This is a genomic window from Streptomyces globosus (assembly GCF_003325375.1).
GTDB classification, from domain to species: Bacteria; Actinomycetota; Actinomycetes; order Streptomycetales; family Streptomycetaceae; genus Streptomyces; species Streptomyces globosus_A.
This window is the reverse complement of the sequence record NZ_CP030862.1, coordinates 3,122,388-3,142,825: the sequence shown is the minus strand read 5'-3', so window position 1 is coordinate 3,142,825 and position 20,438 is coordinate 3,122,388. Positions and strand designations below refer to the sequence as shown.

General features: G+C 74.9%; 15 protein-coding genes and 2 tRNA genes. 8 read left to right on the top strand and 9 right to left on the bottom strand.

Annotated elements, in window-relative coordinates; genetic code table 11:
* Positions 1-67 precede the first annotated feature (67 nt).
* Positions 68-1,624 (bottom strand): ATP-dependent DNA ligase, encoded by a 1,557-nt coding sequence (locus C0216_RS13635; RefSeq protein ID WP_114055535.1) that lies wholly within the window; start codon positions 1,622-1,624, stop codon positions 68-70.
* Between the two features lie 218 nt (positions 1,625-1,842).
* Here C0216_RS13635 and C0216_RS13630 point away from each other — a divergent pair, with 218 nt between their 5' ends.
* The 3 genes from C0216_RS13630 to C0216_RS13620 all read left to right on the top strand — a co-directional run bounded on the left by C0216_RS13630 (position 1,843) and on the right by C0216_RS13620 (position 5,637).
* Complete coding sequence (locus tag C0216_RS13630; protein ID WP_114055534.1) at positions 1,843-4,653, top strand: alpha/beta fold hydrolase; 2,811 nt, start codon at positions 1,843-1,845, stop codon at positions 4,651-4,653.
* Between the two features lie 5 nt (positions 4,654-4,658).
* Positions 4,659-5,510, top strand: coding sequence for an ABC transporter permease (locus C0216_RS13625; RefSeq protein WP_114058654.1), 852 nt, complete (start codon positions 4,659-4,661; stop codon positions 5,508-5,510).
* A 52-nt stretch (positions 5,511-5,562) separates the two neighbouring features.
* A tRNA-Trp gene (locus C0216_RS13620) sits at positions 5,563-5,637 on the top strand.
* A 33-nt stretch (positions 5,638-5,670) separates the two neighbouring features.
* Here the strand turns inward: C0216_RS13620 and C0216_RS13615 are convergent.
* Together C0216_RS13615 and C0216_RS13610 are read right to left on the bottom strand one after the other, a co-directional pair.
* A complete protein-coding gene (locus C0216_RS13615; RefSeq protein WP_114055533.1) occupies positions 5,671-6,627 on the bottom strand; it encodes an aldo/keto reductase in 957 nt (318 codons plus the stop codon).
* Between the two features lie 121 nt (positions 6,628-6,748).
* Positions 6,749-6,822: transfer RNA gene (locus tag C0216_RS13610), tRNA-Trp, on the bottom strand.
* Between the two features lie 322 nt (positions 6,823-7,144).
* Here C0216_RS13610 and C0216_RS13605 point away from each other — a divergent pair.
* Complete coding sequence (locus C0216_RS13605) at positions 7,145-8,959, top strand: sigma-70 family RNA polymerase sigma factor (protein WP_114055532.1); 1,815 nt, start codon at positions 7,145-7,147, stop codon at positions 8,957-8,959.
* Here the strand turns inward: C0216_RS13605 and C0216_RS13600 are convergent.
* Positions 8,883-9,461, bottom strand: coding sequence for a DUF817 family protein (locus tag C0216_RS13600; RefSeq protein ID WP_114055531.1), 579 nt, complete (start codon positions 9,459-9,461; stop codon positions 8,883-8,885). The two genes, C0216_RS13605 and C0216_RS13600, sit on opposite strands and share 77 nt — an antisense overlap.
* A gap of 28 nt (positions 9,462-9,489) precedes the next feature.
* A complete protein-coding gene (locus C0216_RS13595) occupies positions 9,490-10,884 on the bottom strand; it encodes a glutamate decarboxylase (protein ID WP_114055530.1) in 1,395 nt (464 codons plus the stop codon).
* Positions 10,885-11,144: 260 nt separating this feature from the next.
* Between C0216_RS13595 and melC1 the strand changes: the two genes are divergently transcribed.
* Together melC1 and melC2 are read left to right on the top strand one after the other, a co-directional pair.
* Positions 11,145-11,552, top strand: coding sequence for an apotyrosinase chaperone MelC1 (gene melC1 / locus C0216_RS13590; RefSeq protein ID WP_114055529.1), 408 nt, complete (start codon positions 11,145-11,147; stop codon positions 11,550-11,552).
* Positions 11,549-12,397 carry a tyrosinase MelC2 gene (gene melC2, locus C0216_RS13585; RefSeq protein ID WP_114055528.1) on the top strand — a complete coding sequence of 283 codons (849 nt, stop codon included), beginning with the start codon at positions 11,549-11,551 and terminating at the stop codon, positions 12,395-12,397. The genes melC1 and melC2 overlap by 4 nt, the downstream gene beginning before the upstream one ends.
* Here the strand turns inward: melC2 and C0216_RS13580 are convergent.
* Both C0216_RS13580 and C0216_RS13575 read right to left on the bottom strand, forming a co-directional pair.
* Positions 12,352-13,104, bottom strand: a complete 753-nt coding sequence (locus C0216_RS13580) for a response regulator (protein ID WP_114055527.1) — start codon at positions 13,102-13,104, stop codon at positions 12,352-12,354. The two genes, melC2 and C0216_RS13580, sit on opposite strands and share 46 nt — an antisense overlap.
* Entirely contained in the window at positions 13,101-14,744 is a 1,644-nt protein-coding gene (locus C0216_RS13575) for a sensor histidine kinase (protein WP_114055526.1), read from the bottom strand. The genes C0216_RS13580 and C0216_RS13575 overlap by 4 nt, the downstream gene beginning before the upstream one ends.
* A 68-nt stretch (positions 14,745-14,812) precedes the next feature.
* Between C0216_RS13575 and C0216_RS13570 the strand changes: the two genes are divergently transcribed.
* Both C0216_RS13570 and C0216_RS13565 read left to right on the top strand, forming a co-directional pair.
* Positions 14,813-16,207, top strand: a complete 1,395-nt coding sequence (locus C0216_RS13570; protein ID WP_114055525.1) for a cation:dicarboxylate symporter family transporter — start codon at positions 14,813-14,815, stop codon at positions 16,205-16,207.
* 225 nt (positions 16,208-16,432) lie between these two features.
* Positions 16,433-18,229, top strand: a complete 1,797-nt coding sequence (locus tag C0216_RS13565) for a S8 family peptidase (RefSeq protein ID WP_174250392.1) — start codon at positions 16,433-16,435, stop codon at positions 18,227-18,229.
* 92 nt (positions 18,230-18,321) lie between these two features.
* Here the strand turns inward: C0216_RS13565 and C0216_RS13560 are convergent, their stop codons facing one another.
* Together C0216_RS13560 and C0216_RS13555 are read right to left on the bottom strand one after the other, a co-directional pair.
* A complete protein-coding gene (locus C0216_RS13560) occupies positions 18,322-19,005 on the bottom strand; it encodes a (2Fe-2S)-binding protein (protein ID WP_114058652.1) in 684 nt (227 codons plus the stop codon).
* Positions 19,006-19,018: 13 nt separating this feature from the next.
* Complete coding sequence (locus tag C0216_RS13555; RefSeq protein ID WP_246042527.1) at positions 19,019-20,302, bottom strand: MFS transporter; 1,284 nt, start codon at positions 20,300-20,302, stop codon at positions 19,019-19,021.
* Between the last annotated feature and the right edge of the window lie 136 nt (positions 20,303-20,438).

The window sequence follows — 20,438 nt, the reverse complement described above, 5'->3', positions numbered from 1 at the left end:
GCCAGAAACTTACCTCTGCGGCAATCTGCGTTGCCTCTGAGGTAAAAATGCCTGGTGGGGCGGGTTGTCAGGCGTCGTCGCCGGGGGTCCGGCCGCCGCCCGCGGGGCCGAGCACCGTCTCCACCGTGTCGGCCTCGCCGGCGCTCTTGTCCGGACGGTGCCGCAGGACCCGGGCGAAGCGGAGCGCGACCCCGGCCGGGTAGCGCGGGGAGCGCTGGAGACCGTCGTAGGCGATCTCGACGACCAGCTCGGGCCGCACGTGCACGGTGTGCCCGTCGTCCGCCACGGCCAGCTCGCGCAGCCGGCCGGTCTGCCAGCGCAGCATCTCGTCGGTGAGCCCCTTGAACGTCTTCCCGAGCATGGCGTACCCGCCGTCGGCGGCCCGCGCGCCGAGGTGCAGGTTCGACAGCAGGCCGGTGCGGCGGCCGTGCCCCCACTCCGCGGCGAGGACGACCAGGTCGAGGGTGTGGACGGGCTTGACCTTCAGCCAGTTGCGGCCGCGGCGCCCGGCCGCGTACGCCGAGCCCAGGGCCTTGGCCATCACCCCCTCGTGGCCGCGGCGCAGCGTCTCGGACCAGAACTCCTCGGCGGCGCCGGCCTGCGCCTGCGGATCCTCCACGGCGAGCCGGCGGACCCGGAACCGCTCGGGGACGAGCGCGGCGAGGACCGCGTACCGCTCGCGGACGGGCAGGTCGAGCAGGACGTCGCCGCCGGCGGCCAGCACGTCGAAGAAGCACGGGGTGACGGGCAGGGTCCGTCGGGCGGTCTCCACGTCCAGCCGCGACCCGACCCGGCCGGCGACCTCCTGGAAGGGCAGGGGACGGCCGTCCGGCCCCAGCCCGATCACCTCGCCGTCGAGGATGAAGCGGTCCCCCGCGAACCGGCGGGCCGCCTCGACCACCTCCGGCAGCCGGCCGGTGATCTCGTCGAGGGAGCGCGTGTACACCTGGACGGACTCGCCGTCCCGGTGCACCTGGACGCGGATGCCGTCCAGCTTCTCCTCCACCGCGCACGGCCCGAGGGCCGACAGGGCCTCCGCGACCGATCCCGCCGTCGCGGCGAGCATCGGCTGTACGGGCCTTCCGACCTGCAGCGCGACCTCGCGCAGCGCCGCAGCGCCCGCGGTCAGGACCGCCGCGCCCACGCGGGGCAGCGAGCCGTCGAGCATCACGGCCCGGCGCAGCTCGGCGGCCGGGACGCCGGCGGCCGCGGCCACCGCGTCGAGGGCGACCGCGTCCAGGGCGCCCTGGCGGACCTCCCCGGAGAGCAGGCTGCGCAGGAACCGCTGCTCCGGCTCGGTGGCGGCGGCGAGCAGGCGCGCCACGGCCTGCTGCCGTGCGTCGCGGGATCCGGGGCCCGACAGCAGGGCCAGCCCGGTGATCGCGGCGTCGACGTCGGCGACGCCGAGGGAGGGGCGGTCCGCCGGTTCGACGTGCCGGCCCAGGGTGCTCCACCCGAGGCCCGGCCGCCCCTGCGGGAGGCGTCCGGCGAGGTAGGTGATGACGAGGGCCGCCTCCTCCGGGGGCGTGGCGGCGAACAGCTCCGCGAGCAGGGCGGTCTTGCGGGACCGGGCGGAGGCCCCGGCGACCTCCCGGGAGACGCGGGCGACGTCGGCGAGCAGCATGCGGCCATCCTGCCGCCGCCGGGACCCCGCCGCAGCCCGGCCCGGGCCGGTCCCGGCTCCCTCCGGCGGGCGGTGCGCCGGGGCGGCCGCGGGCGTGCCGCGCCGGCGGCATACCGCGGGTGCGGTACGCCGCTACGGCCGGTGTAGTCCTCAAGGAGGCCGCCGGGTCCGACCCAGGGCGGCTCGGCGGGGTCCGCCGCTGCGTCTAGGGTTCCGGTATGACGCTCCGACTGCCGAAGCTCCCGCTGCCCCGGCGCCGCCGCAGCCGCCTGCTGGCGGGCGCGGCCGCACTGGCCGTCGTCGCGGGGGCGGGCACCTGGTCCGCCGCCGCGCCCCGCGGGGAGCGGGCCGTACACCGCGAGGACAAGGTGCTGGAGATGCCCGGCGCCGCGATCGACACGTCGTACTTCACGGCGGGCGGTGCGGGACGGCGCCCCGCCGTGCTGCTCGGGCACGGCTTCGGCGGCAGCAAGGACGACGTACGGGCGCAGGCCGAGCGGCTCGCCCGCGACGGGTACGCCGTACTCACCTGGTCGGCGCGCGGTTTCGGCCGCTCCGGCGGGCACATCGGGCTCAACGACCCCGAGTACGAGGTCAAGGACGTCTCCCGCCTGCTCGACTGGCTGGCGGCGCGCCCGGAGGTGCAGCTCGACGGCTCCGGCGACCCGCGCGTCGGCATCGCCGGGGCCTCGTACGGCGGGGCCGTCTCGCTGCTGGCCGCCGGCCACGACCGGCGCGTCGACGCGATCGCCCCGCAGATCACGTACTGGAACCTCGCGGACGCCCTCTTCCCCCAGGGCGTCTTCAAGAAGCTGTGGGCGGGCCTGTTCTTCACCACCGGCTCGGCCGGCGGCATCCGGCCGGCCGGACCGGCCGAGGCAGCCCCGGACGCGGGCGGCGCCGGCACGGCCCCCGGGGGCGCTGCCCCGGGCGGGCCCGCGGCGGACGGGCCGGACGCCGGTGCAGGGGCCGCGGCCCCGGCGCAGGGCGGCGCCGGGGCGTGCGGCCGGTTCCGGCCCGAGCTGTGCGCCATGTACGAGCGCGTCGCCGCGGCCGGGGCGCCCGACGCCGAGGCCCGCGCGCTGCTGGAGGCGCGCAGCCCGTCCGCGGTCGCGGACCGCATCCGGGTGCCGGCCCTCATCGTGCAGGGCCAGGCGGACTCCCTCTTCCCCCTCGACCAGGCCGACGCCATGGCGCGCGCGATCACCGCGAACGGTGCTCCCGTCGCCGTGGACTGGGCGGCCGGCGGCCACGACGGCGGCGCCCGCGAGACGCATCGCGTCGAGGACCGGGTCGCCGCCTGGTTCGACCGCCACCTCAAGGGCGACGGGTCGGCCGCGGCCGGCCCGGCCTTCCGGGTCTCCCGCTCCGGCGGCATGGACTCCACCGACGGCGCCGTCCGCCTGCGCGGCGCGAGCGGCGACGCCTACCCGGGCCTGACCGCGGGGCGCCGCGAGTTCGCGCTCGCCGGCCGGCCTGCGGAGCAGGTGTTCGCCAACCCGGCGGGCGGCACCCCGGCCGCGCTGTCGTCCGTGCCCGGCGTCGGCGGGCAGCTCGCCGCCTTCGGGACGGGCCTGGCGATGGACTTCCCCGGGCAGCACGCCCGGTTCGAGTCGGAGCCGCTGGCGCAGGACGTGCGGATCACCGGGACGCCGACCGTGTCGCTGCGCGTGCGGTCGACGGCCCCCGACGGGTCGGCCGTCCTGTTCGGCAAGGTGTACGACGTCGGCCCCGACGGCCGGCAGCAGGTGCTGCCGCAGCAGCTGGTCGCGCCACTGCGGGTGGCGGACGCGCAGCAGGGCCGGACCGTCGAGCTGCGGCTGCCCGCCGTCGACCACGCCGTGCGGGCCGGGCACCGGCTGCGCCTCGTCGTGTCGGCCACCGATCTCGGATACGCCTCCCCGGCGGCCCCCGCCTCGTACGCCGTCTCGGTGCAGGGGCCGCTGGCCGTGCCCGTCGCCGACGGGGTGCGCACGGCCGCGGCCGGGCTGCCCGCCTGGACGTGGGGGCTGCCGCTCGGTGCGGCGCTCCTGGCGGCCCTGCTGCTGGGTATCCGGCGCCGGCCCCGGAATGCGGGGAACCCGGGCCCCGCAGGGCCGGACCCGGCCCTGGCCGGCGTACCCCTCGCGATCACCGGCCTGACGAAGCGGTACGCCGGGTCCCGGGACCGGTACGCGGTGCGGGACCTGTCGTTCCGCGTGGAGCAGGGCCAGGTCCTCGGGCTGCTCGGGCCGAACGGCGCGGGCAAGACCACGACGCTGCGGATGCTGATGGGCCTCATCTCGCCCGACGCCGGGGAGATCCGCGTCTTCGGGCACCCGGTGCGGGCCGGGGCGCCGGTGCTGTCGCGCGTCGGCGCGTTCGTCGAGGGGGCGGGCTTCCTGCCGCACCTGTCCGGGCGGGCGAACCTCGAACTGTACTGGCAGGCCACCGGCCGCCCGGCCGCCGACGCGCACATGGCGGAGGCCCTGGAGATCGCCGGGCTCGGCGACGCGCTGGAACGCGCCGTCCGCACGTACTCGCAGGGCATGCGGCAGCGGCTCGCCATCGCCCAGGCGATGCTCGGGCTGCCGGACCTGCTGATCCTCGACGAGCCGACCAACGGGCTGGACCCGCCGCAGATCCGCGAGATGCGGGAGGTGATGGTCCGCTACGCGGCGGGCGGCCGGACGGTGATCGTCTCCAGCCACCTGCTGTCGGAGGTGGAGCAGTCCTGCACCCACCTGGTCGTCATGGACCGCGGCCGGCTGGTGCAGGCGGGCGAGGTGGGCGAGATCACCGGCGGCGGGGACACCCTGCTGGTCGGTGTCGACGGGCCGGTGGACGAGGTGACCGTCGCGAAGGTGGCGGCCCTGGAAGGCGTGGAGTCGGCGGCGCGCTGCGACGGCGGGCTGCTCGTCCGGCTCGGCGGCGGAACGGCCGCCGAGCTGGTCGCCGAACTGGTGCGGCTGGAGGTCCCCGTGAGTGCGGTGGGGCCGCACCGGCGGCTGGAGGACGCGTTCCTGACCCTGATCGGAGGTACGGCGTGAGCGCCATGGCGGAAGTCGCCGCGGGATACCGGCCTGGCCGGACGCTGCCGCTGCGCGTGGAGGCCCTGCGGCAGTGGCGCCGCCGGCGGACGCTGGTGATGGGCGCGGTGCTGGCCGCGCTGCCGTTCGTGATGATGATCGCGTTCGCGGTGGGCGGCGACCGGGACGGCGGCCGCGGCGACAACCGGATCACCCTGATCGACACGGCGACGGCGTCGGGCGCGAACTTCGCCGCCACCTGCCTGTTCGTGTCGGCCGGGTTCCTGCTGGTGGTGCCGGTGGCGCTGTTCTGCGGCGACACGGTCGCCTCGGAGGCGTCCTGGTCCTCGCTGCGCTACCTGCTGGCGGCGCCGGTGCCGCGGGCGCGCCTGCTGTGGAGCAAGCTCGTCGTGGCACTGGGCTTCAGCCTGGCGGCGATCGTGCTGCTGCCGGCGGTCGCGCTGGCGGCGGGCACGGCCGCGTACGGCTGGGGGCCGCTTCAGCTCCCGGCGGGCGGCGCCCTGCCGGCCGGTGACACGCTGCCCCGGCTGGCGCTGGCGGTGGCGTACGTGTTCGTCTCCCAGCTGGTCACCGCAGGCCTCGCCTTCTGGCTGTCCACCCGCACCGACGCCCCGCTGGGCGCCGTCGGCGGCGCGGTCGGGCTGACCATCGCGGGCAACGTGCTGGACGCCGTGACCGCGCTCGGCTCCTGGCGCGACTTCCTGCCCGCGCACTGGCAGTTCGCCTGGGCGGACGCCCTCCAGCCGCACCTGGAATGGGGCGGCATGGCGAAGGGAGCGGCGGTGTCCGTGGCGTACGCCCTCGTCCTCACGGCCCTGGCGTTCAGGGGCTTCGCCCGCAAGGACATCGTCTCCTGAGCCCGCGGGCAGGGCCGCCCCTTCCACGGCACTAGACTCCGCGGCAAGGGGCGGAGCCGTAGCGCAGAGGTCGTCGCGCGCGGTCTCCAAAACCGTGAGGACGCCGGTTCGAATCCGGCCGGCTCCGCCCCGCCCCGTCGCGTCGCGTCCCGTCCCGGGATCAGGCCGCGGTGCCCGGTGCCGGGGCCGCCGCGTCGACCTCCGCCAGGATCTCCGGGTCGAGCGGGGCCGCTCCGGCCGCGGCATTGGCCCGTACCTGCTCGGGCGAGGTGGCGCCCGCGATGACGGACGCGCAGCCCGGCTGCGCCGACAGCCAGCCGACGGCCAGTTCCAGCACGCTGCGCCCGTGCTTCTCCGCGACGGCGGCGAGCGCCTCGACCGTGTCCAGCCGCTGCTCGGTCAGGTACGCGTCGCGGCCTTCGAGCCGGGAGCCGGCCGGCACCGGCGCGCCCCGCCGGATCTTGCCGGTGAGCAGCCCGTTGGCCAGCGGGAAGTACGGGAGCACGCCGACGCCGTAGTGGAGCGCAGCGGGGACCAGCTCGGCCTCCGCGGAACGCTGGAGCAGCGACCACTCGTTCTGCGCCGACACGAACGGCACCGTGCCCGTCTCGCGCGCGGTGTGGGCGGCTTCGGCGAGCTGCCGGCCGCTCAGGTTGGAGTGGCCGATGTAGCGGATCTTGCCCTCGGTGACGAGTTCGGTGAGCGCGGCCAGCGTCTCGGCGATCGGGGTGGCCGGGTCGGGGCTGTGCAGCTGGTAGAGGTCGATGTGGTCGGTGTCCAGGCGGCGCAGTGACTCCTCGACGGCGCGCCGGATGTAGCCGCGGCCGCCGCGCGACCCGGCTGCGGGCCCGTACCCCATGTCGACGCCGTCGTAGCCGAACTTGGTGGCGAGGACGACCCGGTCGCGGCGGCCCTTCAAGGCCTGCCCGAGGTGGGTCTCGGAGCCGCCCCGGCCACCGTAGATGTCGGCGGTGTCGAGGAGCGTGATCCCCGCGTCGATGGCGGCGTCGACGACGGCCCGGGTCTCCTTGGCGTCGAGCCGCCCGCCGAAGTTGTTGCAGCCGAGCCCGACCGCCGACACCTGAAGACCTGAACTGCCCAAGGAGACATGGCGCATGGGGGTACCTCCACCCTGATCCGCATCAAGACCGCTCTACCGGCCGGCCGGTCCAGGCAGGCCGAAGGCCCAGCGGCTGGGCCTGCTGGGCCTTGGGGACGGACCGGGGGTCCGCGTGGAGCAGGGGCGACAGGATTCGAACCTGCGGCATTCGGTTTTGGAGACCGACGCTCTGGCCAGCTGAGCTACACCCCTTCGGCGAGACCAACCATGCCATGGCCGGGGCCGGAGATCCAATTCATTTCGCGGATTCCGTCGCGCCGGTCTGGCGGGGGCGGGCGGCCCGACGCGGCGCCGGCCCGACGCGGCGCCGGCCCGACGCCGGCCACCGGGTCCTGTCGTGAGCGACCTGCCGGACCGCCCGTTCGCACCCGCACGGCGGGGAACGCTTCGAGGACCCCGCGGATCCCGCGAGTTTTTTCGAAGAAGTCCTCCGGATAGGTGTTATCCGCGCTCCGGTCGACGGTCTCCCAGGTATCGGGCATCATCGACCGCCGGGACGGACAGGGAACCTCACATGACTTCAGAGCACACGGCAGAGCTGGTCGCGGCAGCCCGCGCGGGAGACCTCCGCGCGCAGGACGAGCTGGTCAGCGCGTACCTGCCGCTGGTCTACAACATCGTCGGGCGCGCCATGAACGGCTCCGTCGACGTGGACGACGTCGTGCAGGACACGATGCTGCGGGCCCTCGACGGCCTGGGCACCCTCCGATCGGACGAAAGCTTCCGCTCGTGGCTGGTGGCCATCGCGATGAACCGGGTGCGGGCGTACTGGCAGGCCCGGCGCACCGCGCCGGGTGAGAGCGGTCTGGAGGCGGCCTGGGAGCTCGCCGACCCGGGGGCGGACTTCGTCGACCTGACCGTCGTCCGGCTGGCCCTGGAGGGGCAGCGCCGCGAGACGGCGCGCGCCACGCGCTGGCTGGAGCCGGACGACCGGGCCCTGCTGTCGCTGTGGTGGCTGGAGTGCGCCGGGGAGCTGACCCGGGCAGAGGTGGCCGCGGCGCTGGAGCTGACGCCGCAGCACACGGCCGTGCGGGTGCAGCGGATGAAGGCACAGCTGGAGTCCGCGCGCGTGGTGGAGGGGGCGCTGGCGGCGCAGCCGCCGTGCGAGGCGCTGGCCGCGGTGACGGCCTCGTGGGACGGGCAGCCGTCGACGCTGTGGCGCAAGCGAATAGCCCGGCATGCCCGCGAGTGCCTGAGGTGCTCCGGGCTGTGGAACGGGCTGCTCCCGGCGGAGGGGCTGCTGGCGGGCCTGGCGCTGGTGCCTGTGTCGGCTGCGCTGCTGGCCGGGGTGCGGTCGGCCGCCGCGGGCGGGTTCGCCCCGGCGGGCGCGGCGTACGCGGCGGGCGGGTTCGCGGAGGGCCAGGCGGCGTCCGCCGGCTGGGCGCCCGCGTACGAGGCGCCGCTCGGCGGCACGGCCGGCGGCGGCCACGGCTTCGCCGCCGCTGCGGAGGCGGACGGCGGCGACGGCAGTGGCTTCGGTGCCGGTGACGGCGGTCGCGGGGACGGCGAGGCCGTGACCCGGCTTGCGCCGGCCGGCTCCGCGGAGGGTGGTGCCGGTGGCGCGGCGGGCGGTGGCCGGAGCGTGTTGCGCAAGCGGCGGCGCAGTCGGCGGCGGGCCATCGGCGGCGCCGTGCTCGCCGCGTGCGTCGCGGGCGGCGGCCTCGCCTACCTGGGCGGCTTCCCCGGCTCCGCCGGCGAGGACGGCGCCGCCGCGCCGGCAGCTCCGCTGAACGCGCTGTCCGCGGGCGAGTCCGCCGGCCCGTCGCCGAGCGGCCCGGCCCAGCCGTCCGCCTCCGCTTCGGCCTCGCCGTCCCCGTCGGCCACGGCGTCTCCCTCGGCCCCGGCGTCGGCGAGCCCTTCCGGCGCGGGCAAGGCCTCCGGTGCCGCGCCGACCCCGACCCCGTCGGCCCCGGGGCCCGCCTCCCCGGCGCCGGTGCCCGCCCCGCAGGGGCCGGTGGGCCAGGTCGTCGCCCTCGTCAACGCCGAGCGCGCCAAGGCGGGCTGCGGCCCGCTGAAGGACGATGCGCAGCTGCGGAAGGCTGCGCAGCGGCACTCGGAGGACATGGCGAGCCGGAACTTCTTCTCGCACACGGCCCCGGACGGGTCCGACCCGGGCGAGCGGACGACGGCCGCGGGCTACCGGTGGGCGACGTACGGCGAGAACATCGCCCGCGGGCAGAGCACCGCCGAGTCGGTCATGAACTCGTGGATGAACAGCGACGGCCACCGTGCGAACATCCTGAACTGCTCCTTCAAGGACATAGGCGTCGGCCTCCGCCAGGGCCCCGGCGGCCCGTGGTGGACGCAGAACTTCGGCGCCCGCATGTGACGGGGGGAGGACGGGCGCCGCGGCCCGGGCTTCCCAAGGCCTCGTCACGACGTGTCGGCTCGGCGTGGGCCGGCTCGGCGGTGGCGGCGATGAGCAGCCCGGCCGGCGGGCGGCGCAGGTCGGGCAGCCAGTGGTGGCTGAGGAAGTTCACGTGGAGGGCGCCCGCGGCCGGCGCGGTCGCGGCCGGGCGGCAGCCGCTGAGCTCCAGCCGCAGCAGCCGCCACACGGCGCAGACGCAGCTGCCGACGGCCGCGTAGAGGAAGCCGCCGCAGAGCGGGACGCCGCCGAACTTCAGCAGCGCGGGCTCGGGGTAGGACCAGGGGCCCAGGGCCGCCTTCACGTACTCGAACGCGAGCCCGAGGAGGTGGCAGCCGCCGATCACGGCGAGGTCCGGGCCGCGCTCCCAGCCGGTCAGCAGGCACACCGCGCTGAGCAGGACCCCGTATCCGGACAGCAGCCCGTAGCAGGGACGCGCGCGGGGCGGCTGCGGTTCGGCGCGCACGCCGGCGGCCCCTCCCCGGCGCGGGCCGTCAGTGGTGGAAGCCGGAGCGGGGGGCCGTGGCGGGCTGGGTCGGGGGCGCCTCCCGGAGGTGGTCCAGTGCCCGGCGCATGTCCTCGGCGAGGAGGGCGATCTGGTCCAGGGTCACACCGTGGCGGATCAGGACGCGCTGGATGACGGTGTCGTCGCGGCGGGCGGGCAGCGGGTACGCGGGGACCTGCCAGCCGCGCATCCGCAGCCGGTCGGAGAGGTCGTAGAGGGTGAAGCCGGCGGCCGCGGGGTCGGTGAGCCGGTAGGAGACCGCGGGGAGGGCTCCCTGGCCGTCGTAGAGCAGGGTGAAGGGGCCCATCTCGGCGATCTCGCCGGCGAGACGGCGGGCGGTGTCCGCGCAGGACTGGTGGATGCTGCGGTAGCCGCTGCGGCCGAGCCGGAGGAAGAGGTAGTACTGGGCGATGACCTCGCCGCCAGGGCGGGAGAAGTTCAGGGCGAAGGTCGGCATGTCGCCGCCCAGGTAGTCGACGTCGAAGACGAGCTCGGCGGGCAGGAGGTCCGCCGTGCGCCAGACGACCCAGCCGACGCCGAGGGGCGCGAGCCCGTACTTGTGGCCGGAGGTGTTGATGGAGGCGACACGGGGGATCGCGAAGTCCCAGACCACGTCGGGGTGGAGGAAGGGGGCGACGAGCCCGCCGCTCGCGCCGTCGACGTGGATCGGGACGTCCCAGCCGTGCTCCTGCTGGATCGCGTCGAGGGCGGCCGCGATGTCGGCGACGGGCTCGTAGTCGCAGGTGTAGGTGACGCCGAGGATGGCGACGACGCCGATGGTGTTCTCGTCGACGTACTCCGCGAGCTGGTGGGGCCGCAGGCCCGTGGCGTCCTCCTCCAGCGGGACCTGGCGCAGTTCGACGTCGAAGTAGCGGGCGAACTTCTCCCAGCAGACCTGGACGGGCCCGCACACCAGGTTGGGCCGGTCGGCCGGCAGGCCCTGGGCGCGGCGGCGGGCCCGCCAGCGCCATTTGAGGGCGAGGCCGCCGAGCATGGCGGCCTCGCTGGAGCCGGTGGTGGAGCAGCCGGTGGCGGGGCCGTGCTCGGCCGGGGCGTGCCACAGGTCGGCGAGGATGTTGACGCAGCGGGCCTCGATCTCCGCGGTCTGCGGGTACTCGTCCTTGTCGACCATGTTCTTGTCGAGGCACTCGTTCATCAGGCGGTGGACGCCGTCGTCGGACCAGGTGGTGCAGAAGGTGGCCAGGTTCTGGGCGGCGTTGCCGTCGAGGAGGAGCTCGTTGTGGAGCAGGGCGTAGACCGCCTCCGACGTCGAATGCTCGTCCGGCATGCGGTATTTGGGGAGGACGCGGCCGCTGAGGGCGGTGGTGAAGACGTCGGTCCCGGTGTCGCCGCCTCTGACGTCCTTCGTCTTGTGCAGAGCCATGTTCGGACTATAGGTGACAGACCGTTATTTATCCGGCTTCGAGTTCCGGTCGTCTCGGCGGTGTGAGCCCCTCCATAGACCACGGGGAGCAACCGCAGAAATTACTGTCCAGTAAGATGATTTCCACAGAATCTTTCGCATCGATGCAGGTCCTCCCCCGTCCGGACGGGAAGATCGGCCAAATGGTTCTATAGGCAACTTATCCACTCATGTCCTGATAACAGCGAGTGGTCGTTCGGCCACTGGTACCTCTTCGGCCCATGAACAAGATCACTCGCCGGCAGGCCATGGGCACCACCGCCGGCGCTCTCGCCGCCCTCGGCATAGCCGGCGCCACCGCGCACGCGGCCGCCACCGACTCCCGCGCCGCCGCCACCCGCTCCGGCACGGTCGACGAGGTGTACCAGGGCCGCCGCATCCGCATCACCCCCGCCTCCGCCTCCGGCGGGCACCACGGCGGGCACCACGGGGGCGGCCACTCGGGCCTGCCCACCGTCCGCATAGACGGCCGCGAACTGCACGTCATGCGCAACGCCGACGGCACCTGGATCAGCGTGGTCAACCACTACGAGACCTTCGCCGACCCGCTGTCGCTCGCCCGCGCCGCCGTGCGCGAACTCCAGGGCGCCGTCCTCGCCCCGTTCTCGCCCATGGGAGGCACGGCATGACCGTCCGCAAGAACCAGGCCTCGCTAACCTCCGAGGAGAAGCGCGCGTTCACGAACGCGGTGCTGGAACTGAAGCGCACCGGCGTCTACGACCGGTTCGTCACCACGCACAACGGCTTCATCATGAGCGACACCGACTCCGGCGACCGCGTCGGCCACCGCTCCCCCTCCTTCCTGCCCTGGCACCGCCGGTTCCTGCTGGAGTTCGAGGCCGAGCTGCAGAAGGCCGACGCCTCGGTGGCGCTCCCGTACTGGGACTGGACCGCCGACCGGACCTCCCGCTCCTCCCTCTGGGCCGCGGACTTCCTGGGCGGCACCGGCCGCGCCCGCGACGGCCAGGTCATGGACGGCCCGTTCGCGTACTCCGCCGGCAAGTTCCCGGTCAACGTGCGCGTCGACGGCCGCGCGTACCTGCGCCGCTCCCTCGGCGCGAGCGTCGCCGAGCTGCCCACCAAGGCCGAGGTCGACGCGGTCCTGGCCATGCCGGTGTACGACATGGCCCCGTGGAACAGCGCCTCGAACGGCTTCCGCAACCACCTGGAGGGCTGGCGCGGCGCCAACCTGCACAACAGGGTGCACGTCTGGGTCGGCGGGCAGATGGCCACCGGCGTCTCCCCCAACGACCCGGTGTTCTGGATGCACCACGCCTTCGTCGACAAGCTGTGGGCCGAATGGCAGGCCCGCCACCCGCAGTCGACGTACCTGCCCGCCGCCGGCACGTCCAACGTGGTGGACCTGAACGACACCATGCGGCCGTGGAACGACGTCACTCCGGCGGACATGCTGGACCACCGGAAGTTCTACACCTTCGACACCGAACCGGCCGCCGCGGCGAGCCAGCGGTAGTGCAGCTCGGGGCGGCCCACCTGGCCGTACCGGGGGGTGCGGTCGGCGCGGCCGGTGTCCACCAGGTGCTCCAGGTAGCGGCGGGCCGTGATCCGCGAGATCCCCGCCGCCCCCGCCGCCCCGGCCGCGGTCATGCCCTCGGGGGCCGCCCGCAGCAGCGCGGCGACCCGGTCCAGGGTCGGCGCGCTGAGCCCCTTGGGCAGCTCGGCGGGGAGCGGGGTGCGCAGGGCGGCGAGCGCCCGGTCCACGTCGTCCTGGCCGGCCGCCTCCCCCGCCGTCGAGCGGAACTCGGCGTACCGCAGCAGCCGTTCGCGCAGCGTCGGGAAGGCGAACGGCTTCAGCACGTACTGGACGACACCCAGCGAGACGCTCTCGCGGACCACCGCCAGGTCCCGCGCCGAGGTCACCGCGATCACGTCGACCGGATGCCCCGCGGCGCGCAGTCCGCGCGCGAAGCGCAGCCCGTGGCCGTCGGGCAGGCCCAGGTCGAGCAGCAGCAGGTCGACGCGGGTCCGCTCCAGGACCCGGGTGGCCTCGGCCAGGGAGTGGGCGGTGCCGACGGCGGTGAAGCCCGGCACCCTGCCGACGTACAGCGCATGCGCGTCGGCGGCGACGGGGTCGTCCTCGACCACCAGGACCCGCACCTCGGCCGGGCGCCCCGCAGCCGCCCCGGCGCGGGGGCCCTCGGCCGGTCCGCTCGCGGTCATGCCGGCTGCTCCTTCCGTATCGGCAGTCGTACGGTGAACCGGGCTCCGCCGCCCGGGGATCCGGCGGCCTCGGCGGTCCCGCCGTGCCGGTGGGCGACCTGCCGGACCAGGGCGAGCCCGAGGCCCCGCCCCTCCCCCTTGCCCGACCAGCCGTGCCGGAACACGTCGGCGGCGGCGCCCTCCGGGAGCCCGGGGCCGTTGTCGGCGACGCGGAGCAGGAGCGAGTCGCCGTCGGGGCGCACCGTGACCTCGATGCGGGCGCCGGGTACGCCGGTCAGGGCGTCGACGGCGTTGTCGACGAGATTGCCGAGGACGGTGACGAGGTCGCGGGGCGGGACGCCGGGCGGCCCGCCGGCCGGGCGCCCGCCGCCGGGCGCTCCGGTTCCCGTCCCCCCGAAGGCGCGGCTGTCCGGGGTGACCACCAGCTCCACCCCCCGCTCGTGCGCCTGCGCCGCCTTGCCGAGCAGCAGCGCCACCAGGACCGGTTCGCCGACCGCGGTGACCACCTCGTCGGTGAGGGCCTGCGCCAGCTCCAGCTCGGCCGTGGCGAACTCCACGGCCTCGTCCGCGCGGCCGAGCTCGATCAGGGAGACGACGGTGTGCAGGCGGTTGGCCGCCTCGTGTGCCTGTCCGCGAAGGGCCTGCGTGAACCCGCGTTCCCGGTCCAACTCACCAGTCAGCGACTGGAGTTCGGTATGGTCGCGGAGGGTCACCACGGTGCCGCGGCGGCCGCCGCCGGCGACGGGCGAGCTGTTGACGACCAGCACCCGCTCCGCCGTCAGGTGCACCTCGTCCACGCGCGGCCGGTCCGCGAGCAGGGCCCCCGTCAGCGGCGGGGGCAGCCCCAGGTCGGCGACGGCGGTGCCGCGGACGTCTGCGGACAGGCCGAGCAGTTCCCGGGCGGCGTCGTTGATCAGGGTGATCCGGCGGCGCCCGTCGAGCATCAGCAGCCCTTCCCGGACGGCGTGCAGGGCCGCCTGGTGGTAGTCGTACACGCGGCTGAGCTCGGCGGCGTTCATGCCGTGCGTGTGCCGGCGCAGCCGGGCGTTGACGACGTACGTGCCGACCGCGCCGAGGCCGAGCGCGCCGGCGGCGACCCAGGCCAGGGCGGACAGCTGGGCGGCGAGCCGGTCGCTGACGGCGCGGACCGTGATGCCCGCGGCGACCAGGCCGACGATCCGGCCGTCGTCCGCAAGCGGGGTGACCACGCGGATCGAGGGGCCGAGCGTGCCGGTGTACGTCTCGCTGAAGGTCTCGCCGCGCAGGGCGGGCGCGGTGTTGCCCATGAACGGCTCGCCTATGCGCTGCGGGTTGCGGTGGGTCCAGCGGCGCCCGTCGGGGGCCATGATCGTCACGAAGTCGACGCCGGAGTCGGCGCGCACCCGCTCCGCGTACGGCTGGAGCGCGGCCGAGGGGTCGGTGCCGCGGCCGGCCCGGCGTACCGCCTCCAGGACGGACGGCGAGTCGGCGACGGCGCGGGCGACGGCCCCGGCCTGGCGCCGTGCGGCATCCTCTGCCTGGCCGTGTGCCGTGGCGTAGGCGAAGACCGCGCAGCCCGCGACCACCACGGCGACCAGCAGCACCTGCATGGCGAACAGCTGGCCGGCGAGGCTGCGCGGCGGGCGGGGGAACCGGAACATGGCGCTCAGTGTGCACCGGCCCGTGAACTCAATGAACGCAAGGGTGACCGGGGTCACAGGGGTGGGCGATGGTCTGGCGGGACGACTTTCACCACCAGGAGGCGAACGTGGCCGCCAGACGCGACAAGACCCACTACCTGTACATCGCCGTGATAGCGGCGGTGCTGCTCGGCATCGCCGTCGGCTTCGCCGCCCCGAGCGCGGCCGTCGAGCTGAAGCCGCTGGGCACCGGCTTCGTGAACCTCATCAAGATGATGATCTCACCGGTGATCTTCTGCACGATCGTGCTCGGTATCGGGTCGGTGCGCAAGGCGGCGAAGGTGGGGGCCGTGGGCGGCCTCGCCCTCGGCTACTTCACGGCCATGTCGACGGTCGCCCTGGCGATCGGGCTGGTCGTCGGGAACCTGCTGGAGCCCGGCAGCGGCCTGCAGCTGACGGAGGCGGTCCGGCACGCCGGCGAGGCGCAGGCGAAGGCGGGCGGGGCGGAGAGCACCCAGGAGTTCCTGCTCGGCATCGTGCCGACGACGCTGGTGTCCGCCTTCACCGGCGGGGAGGTGCTCCAGACGCTGCTGGTGGCCCTGTTGTGCGGGTTCGCGCTCCAGGCCATGGGCGCGGCGGGCGAGCCGGTGCTCCGCGGCATCGGCCATGTCCAGAAGCTGGTATTCCGGATCCTGGCGATGATCATGTGGGTGGCGCCGGTGGGTGCGTTCGGCGCGATCGCCGCGGTGGTCGGGGCGACCGGCATCGACGCACTGAAGTCGCTGGCCGTCATCATGATCGGCTTCTACACGACCTGCCTGCTGTTCGTCTTCGTCGTGCTCGGCGGCCTGCTGCGGCTGTGCACCGGCATCAGCGTCTTCGGGCTGCTGCGCTACCTCGGCCGGGAGTTCCTGCTCATCCTGTCGACGTCCTCCTCGGAGTCGGCGCTGCCGCGGCTGATCGCGAAGATGGAGCACCTGGGCGTGTCGAAGCCGGTCGTCGGCATCACGGTGCCCACGGGCTACTCCTTCAACCTGGACGGGACCGCCATCTACCTGACGATGGCCTCCCTGTTCGTCGCGGAGGCGATGGGCGAGCCGCTCGCCCTCGGCGAGCAGGTCTCCCTGCTGCTGTTCATGATCGTGGCTTCCAAGGGCGCGGCCGGCGTGACCGGGGCCGGACTGGCGACGCTGGCGGGCGGACTGCAGTCGCACCGGCCGGAACTGGTCGACGGCGTCGGCCTGATCGTGGGCATCGACCGCTTCATGAGCGAGGCGCGGGCCCTGACCAACTTCGCGGGCAACGCGGTGGCGACCGTGCTGATCGGCACCTGGACCAAGGAGTTCGACCGCGAGCGGGCCCGCGAAGTCCTCGCCGGGCAACTCGCCTTCGACGAGACCACGCTGACCGACGACGGCCACGGCACGGAGGCCCCCGCCGTGCCCGCCCCCTCGGCCGGCGACAAGACGGGCGTACCGGCATAGACGGTGCGCCGGCCGCGAGCCGGCCGGGCAGGGCTCGCCCCCACGGTGCCCAGCCCGGCCGGCTCGACCGGCCCCCCACCGATCATTTTCGGCCACCAGCCGGGCAAGTCGGCTGTGCTGAAACTTACTTCCGCCCGGGGGCACGCGTCTGACATCTTGCGTCCACCACTCGTTTCGTACGGCCCGGTAACTGCGATCCGCACCACCGGGTCCTCGGAGGACGCATTGATACCCCACATATCCAGCCGACCCCGACGTACCCTCGTTCTGGCGGCCACCCTCGGCGCGGCGCTCGCCTTCGGAGCTCCCTCGGCCCTCGCCGGCACCCTGCCGGTCGTGCCGGCCGCCCCGTTCGCCGCCGCCAAGGCCCCTGCCGCGGCCCCGGCTTCCCAGAGTGCGACCTGGGCTGCCGGCACCCGCGCCTACCTCGTGATCACCGCTCCCGGTGACAACCCGTCCGTCCGCGCGGCAGTCGCCGCGAACGGCGGCACCGTCTTCTCGGACTACGCCGCCATCGGCGTCATCGTCGCCCACTCGGCGTCGGCGAACTTCGCCGGCGCGATGCGCGGCGTCACCGGCGTCCAGCAGGTCGGCGCCACCCGCACCTCGGACGTCCCGGCCGACGCCTACAACCCGGCGCTGCCCGCCAACCCGTCGCAGTCGACGACCCCGACCGGCGAGCCGGTCCGCGCCGACATGAGCCAGATCAAGGCGGACCAGGCCTGGGCCGTCACCACCGGCTCGGCCTCGGTCAAGGTCGGCATCCTCGACACCGGCGTCGACGACCAGCACCAGGACCTGGCGCCGAACTTCAACGCCGCCGACTCGGTCTCCTGCGCGTACGGCAAGCCCGACACCCGCGCCGGCGCCTGGCGCGACGTCGGCAACCACGGCACGCACGTCGCCGGCACGGTCGCCGCCGCCAAGAACGGCAAGGGCGTCGTCGGCGTGGCCCCGGGCGTGAAGATCTCCTCCGTCCGCATCGCGGAGCCGGGCTCCTCGCTGTTCTTCCCCGAGAACACGATCTGCGGCTTCATGTGGTCCGGCGACCACGGCTTCAAGGTCACCAACAACAGCTATTACACGGACCCGTGGCAGTTCAACTGCCCGGACAACGCCGACCAGGCCGCCATCATCGAGGGCGTCCGGCGCGCCCAGGAGTACGCCGAGCGCAAGGGCTCGCTCCAGGTCGCCGCAGCGGGCAACGAGAACTACGACCTCGCCAACAAGACGGTCGACACCGCCAGCCCGAACGACTCCACCCCGGTGACCCGCACCATCACCAACGCCTGCCTCGACATCCCGACCGAGCTGCCGGGCGTCGTGACGGTCGCCGCCAACGGCGAGGGCACCACCAAGGCGTCCTTCTCCAACTTCGGCCGCGGCATCATCGACGTCTCCGCCCCGGGCAGCAACGTCTACTCCACGGTCCCCGGCGGCAAGTACGCCTCCATGAGCGGCACCTCGATGGCCTCGCCGCACGTGGCCGGCGTCGCCGCGCTGATCGCCAGCACCAACCCCGGCATCACCCCCGCGCAGATCCGCGAGAAGCTGGCCCTCCAGGCCAACGACATCGCCTGCCCGTCGGACAGCCGCTGCACCGGCACCACCGCCAACAACGGCTTCTTCGGCGAGGGCCAGGTCGACGCGCTGAAGGCGGTCGGCGCCACCCCGCCGCCCGGCAGGTTCTTCGAGAACCTCGGCGACTTCGCCATCGGCGACCACACCACCGTCGAGAGCCCGATCACCGTCACCGGTGTCACCGGCAACGCCCCCGCCACCCTCAAGGTGGGCGTGAAGATCGTCCACACCTACATCGGCGACCTGAAGGTCGACCTGATCGCACCGGACGGCAGCATCTACACGCTGCACAACCGCGCCGGCGGCAGCGCCGACAACATCGACACCGTGTACACCGTCAACGCCTCCTCCGAGGCGGCCGCCGGCACCTGGAAGCTGCGGGTGAACGACAACTACCGCGGCGACACCGGCCGGATCGACGCCTGGAACCTCACCTTCTGAGCCTTCGGACGTACCGCCACGCCGCAGCGGGCCACCAGGGTGCGGGCAACCGCCCCCTGGCGGCCCGCACCCGTCTCCGGCGGCCGCCGCCCCTACCGGGTCCGCAGCACGCAGTCCCCGCACAGGCCGCCGCCCTGCGTCCGGTAGTACAGGCAGCAGCTGCGCCGCACGAAGGCCACCCCGAGCCCCTCCTCGTGGACGAAGGCGCCCGTCCCGCCGAGTGCGCCGCCGTCGGCCAGCAGCCCGGCCGCCAGCGCCGTGGCCGGACCGCCGTCCGGCACCCGGCCGAGCAGCACCCGCACCGCCCCGACCAGCCCGGACGCCGTGTTCCCGCGCAGCACCTGCGGCGAGATCCGGTACCGCTCCCGCAGCGCCGCATCCAGGACCTCCAGGTGCGCCAGAACGGCCGGCCCGAGGTCCGCGGCCGGCCGGGCCCCCTCGCCGGGCGCGGGCAGCCACAGCTCCAGCGATCCGCCCTCGGGGACCCGCCACCACAGCCGGTCCGGCCCCAGGTCCGGAACCCGGCCTCCCAGGACGGCGCACCCCAGGCCGAGGGACCACAGCCGCGAGGCGATCCCGAACTGGGCGGTCGACGCGGCCACGCGGCCGGGCCCGCTGCCGATGCGCCGGCCGACCTCGGCCACGTACGGGCCGAGCCGCTCCCCGTAGAGCCCGGCCAGCGGCCGGAACCCCTCCGCGGGCGGCCGCGCCCCGCCGGACACCGTGAAGAACGGCCCCACGGCCGCCAGCCGGCGCAGTACGTCGTCCATCTCCATGCCGCAGATGATCTCAGGGCGCGACCGGCGCACCCGCAGGGCCCGTCCCGCCCGCCGCCGGCGCACCGGTCGCAGGCGCCGCCCGCCCCGCGCCCGGACGGCTGCGCTCCGCCCACCGGACCACCGGGCCCATCGCGTACGAGGCCGCCAGGAGCAGCCCGCCCAGCAGGAACCAGCCGGGGACGCCCCAGAGCAGGACCAGGGAGGTCACGACCACGGGGCCCGCGGACCGGGCGAGGGGCACACCGGTCCCGAAGAACCCCTGGTACCGGCCGATCCGGTCCGCAGGCGCGAGGGAGAAGCCGATCTGCCAGGAGCCGGCGGACTGCCGCATCTCCGCGTCGGCCTGGAGCGCGGCGCCCGCCACGAGCAGCGCCGCGGCCGCCCACGCGGGCCCGGCCGACCCGGACAGGGCGAACACGGCGCAGGATGCGGCCGCGCCCAGGCCGGAGAGCCGCACGGCGCGGGCCGCGGCGGCCAGGTCGGACACCGGTTCGGCCCTGCGCACCTGGAACAGCATGACGGCGCCGGTGTTGAGCACGAACAGCACAGAAACCAGCCAGCCGGGGGCGCTGGTCCGCTCGACGGTCCACAGCGGGACCGCGAGGCTCAGCAGCGGCATCCGCAGGAGCAGGACGGCGTTCAGCAGGGCGGCCACCGCGTACGGCCGGTCCCGCAGCACCGCCGGCCGCGGCTCCCCCGCCCCGCGGCGCGGCGCCGCCGCCGGTGCGGGCAGCCGCAGCAGCACCGCAGCGCACACGAGGAAGCCCAGCGCGTCCAGCGCGAACACCGCCAGGTAGGCCCGCTCCGTGCTGGCGGCGAGGGCGATCCCGCCGAGCGCGGCCCCGACCGCGAGCCCGGCATTGAGGACCGACTGGAGGTGTGCCATCACCCGCGTCCGCTCCCCTGCGGGGACGAGCCCGGCGAGCAGGGCCTGCCGGGCGGCCGCCAGCCCGCACTGCGCGGTGGCGTAGCAGACGGCGGCGACCAGGAAGGCGCTGTACGAGCGGACGAACAGGAAGGAGGCGACGCCCGCGGCGGTGGCCGCGGCCAGCAGCACGGAGGTGCCGCGCGGCCCCCGCCGGTCGGCGAGCGCCCCCAGCGGGACGCCGGCGACCGAGCCGACCGCCCAGGCGAGGGTCAGGCCCAGGCCGATCCGGGCGGGCGGCAGACCGACCACCACGGTGAAGAACAGAGCCGAGCAGACGTAGTAGGCGCCGTCACCGACCGAGTTGGCCAGCTGGGCGGCCGCAAGGCGGCGCGGAATGCCGGGCGGGGGCAGGATGCGTGGTGTCACCACCTCATTGCAGCAGCGGGATGGCCCGCCCGAGGAGGCCAATCGACCATGCTTTCGGCGGGCCAATCGGGGCCCCGGACCGCCGTTCCGCAGGCCGGGGAGGGCTCGTTGCGCGCCGGCTCGCGGGAGCCGGCGG

Coding starts and splice junctions, on each gene's coding strand:
- C0216_RS13635 (WP_114055535.1), bottom strand. CDS start 1,624: ATGCTGCTCGCCGACGTCGCCCGCGTCTCCCGGGAGGTCGCCGGGGCC.
- C0216_RS13630 (WP_114055534.1), top strand. CDS start 1,843: ATGACGCTCCGACTGCCGAAGCTCCCGCTGCCCCGGCGCCGCCGCAGC.
- C0216_RS13625 (WP_114058654.1), top strand. CDS start 4,659: ATGGCGGAAGTCGCCGCGGGATACCGGCCTGGCCGGACGCTGCCGCTG.
- C0216_RS13615 (WP_114055533.1), bottom strand. CDS start 6,627: ATGCGCCATGTCTCCTTGGGCAGTTCAGGTCTTCAGGTGTCGGCGGTC.
- C0216_RS13605 (WP_114055532.1), top strand. CDS start 7,145: ATGACTTCAGAGCACACGGCAGAGCTGGTCGCGGCAGCCCGCGCGGGA.
- C0216_RS13595 (WP_114055530.1), bottom strand. CDS start 10,884: ATGGCTCTGCACAAGACGAAGGACGTCAGAGGCGGCGACACCGGGACC.
- melC1 (WP_114055529.1), top strand. CDS start 11,145: ATGAACAAGATCACTCGCCGGCAGGCCATGGGCACCACCGCCGGCGCT.
- melC2 (WP_114055528.1), top strand. CDS start 11,549: ATGACCGTCCGCAAGAACCAGGCCTCGCTAACCTCCGAGGAGAAGCGC.
- C0216_RS13580 (WP_114055527.1), bottom strand. CDS start 13,104: ATGACCGCGAGCGGACCGGCCGAGGGCCCCCGCGCCGGGGCGGCTGCG.
- C0216_RS13575 (WP_114055526.1), bottom strand. CDS start 14,744: ATGTTCCGGTTCCCCCGCCCGCCGCGCAGCCTCGCCGGCCAGCTGTTC.
- C0216_RS13570 (WP_114055525.1), top strand. CDS start 14,813: ATGGTCTGGCGGGACGACTTTCACCACCAGGAGGCGAACGTGGCCGCC.
- C0216_RS13560 (WP_114058652.1), bottom strand. CDS start 19,005: ATGGAGATGGACGACGTACTGCGCCGGCTGGCGGCCGTGGGGCCGTTC.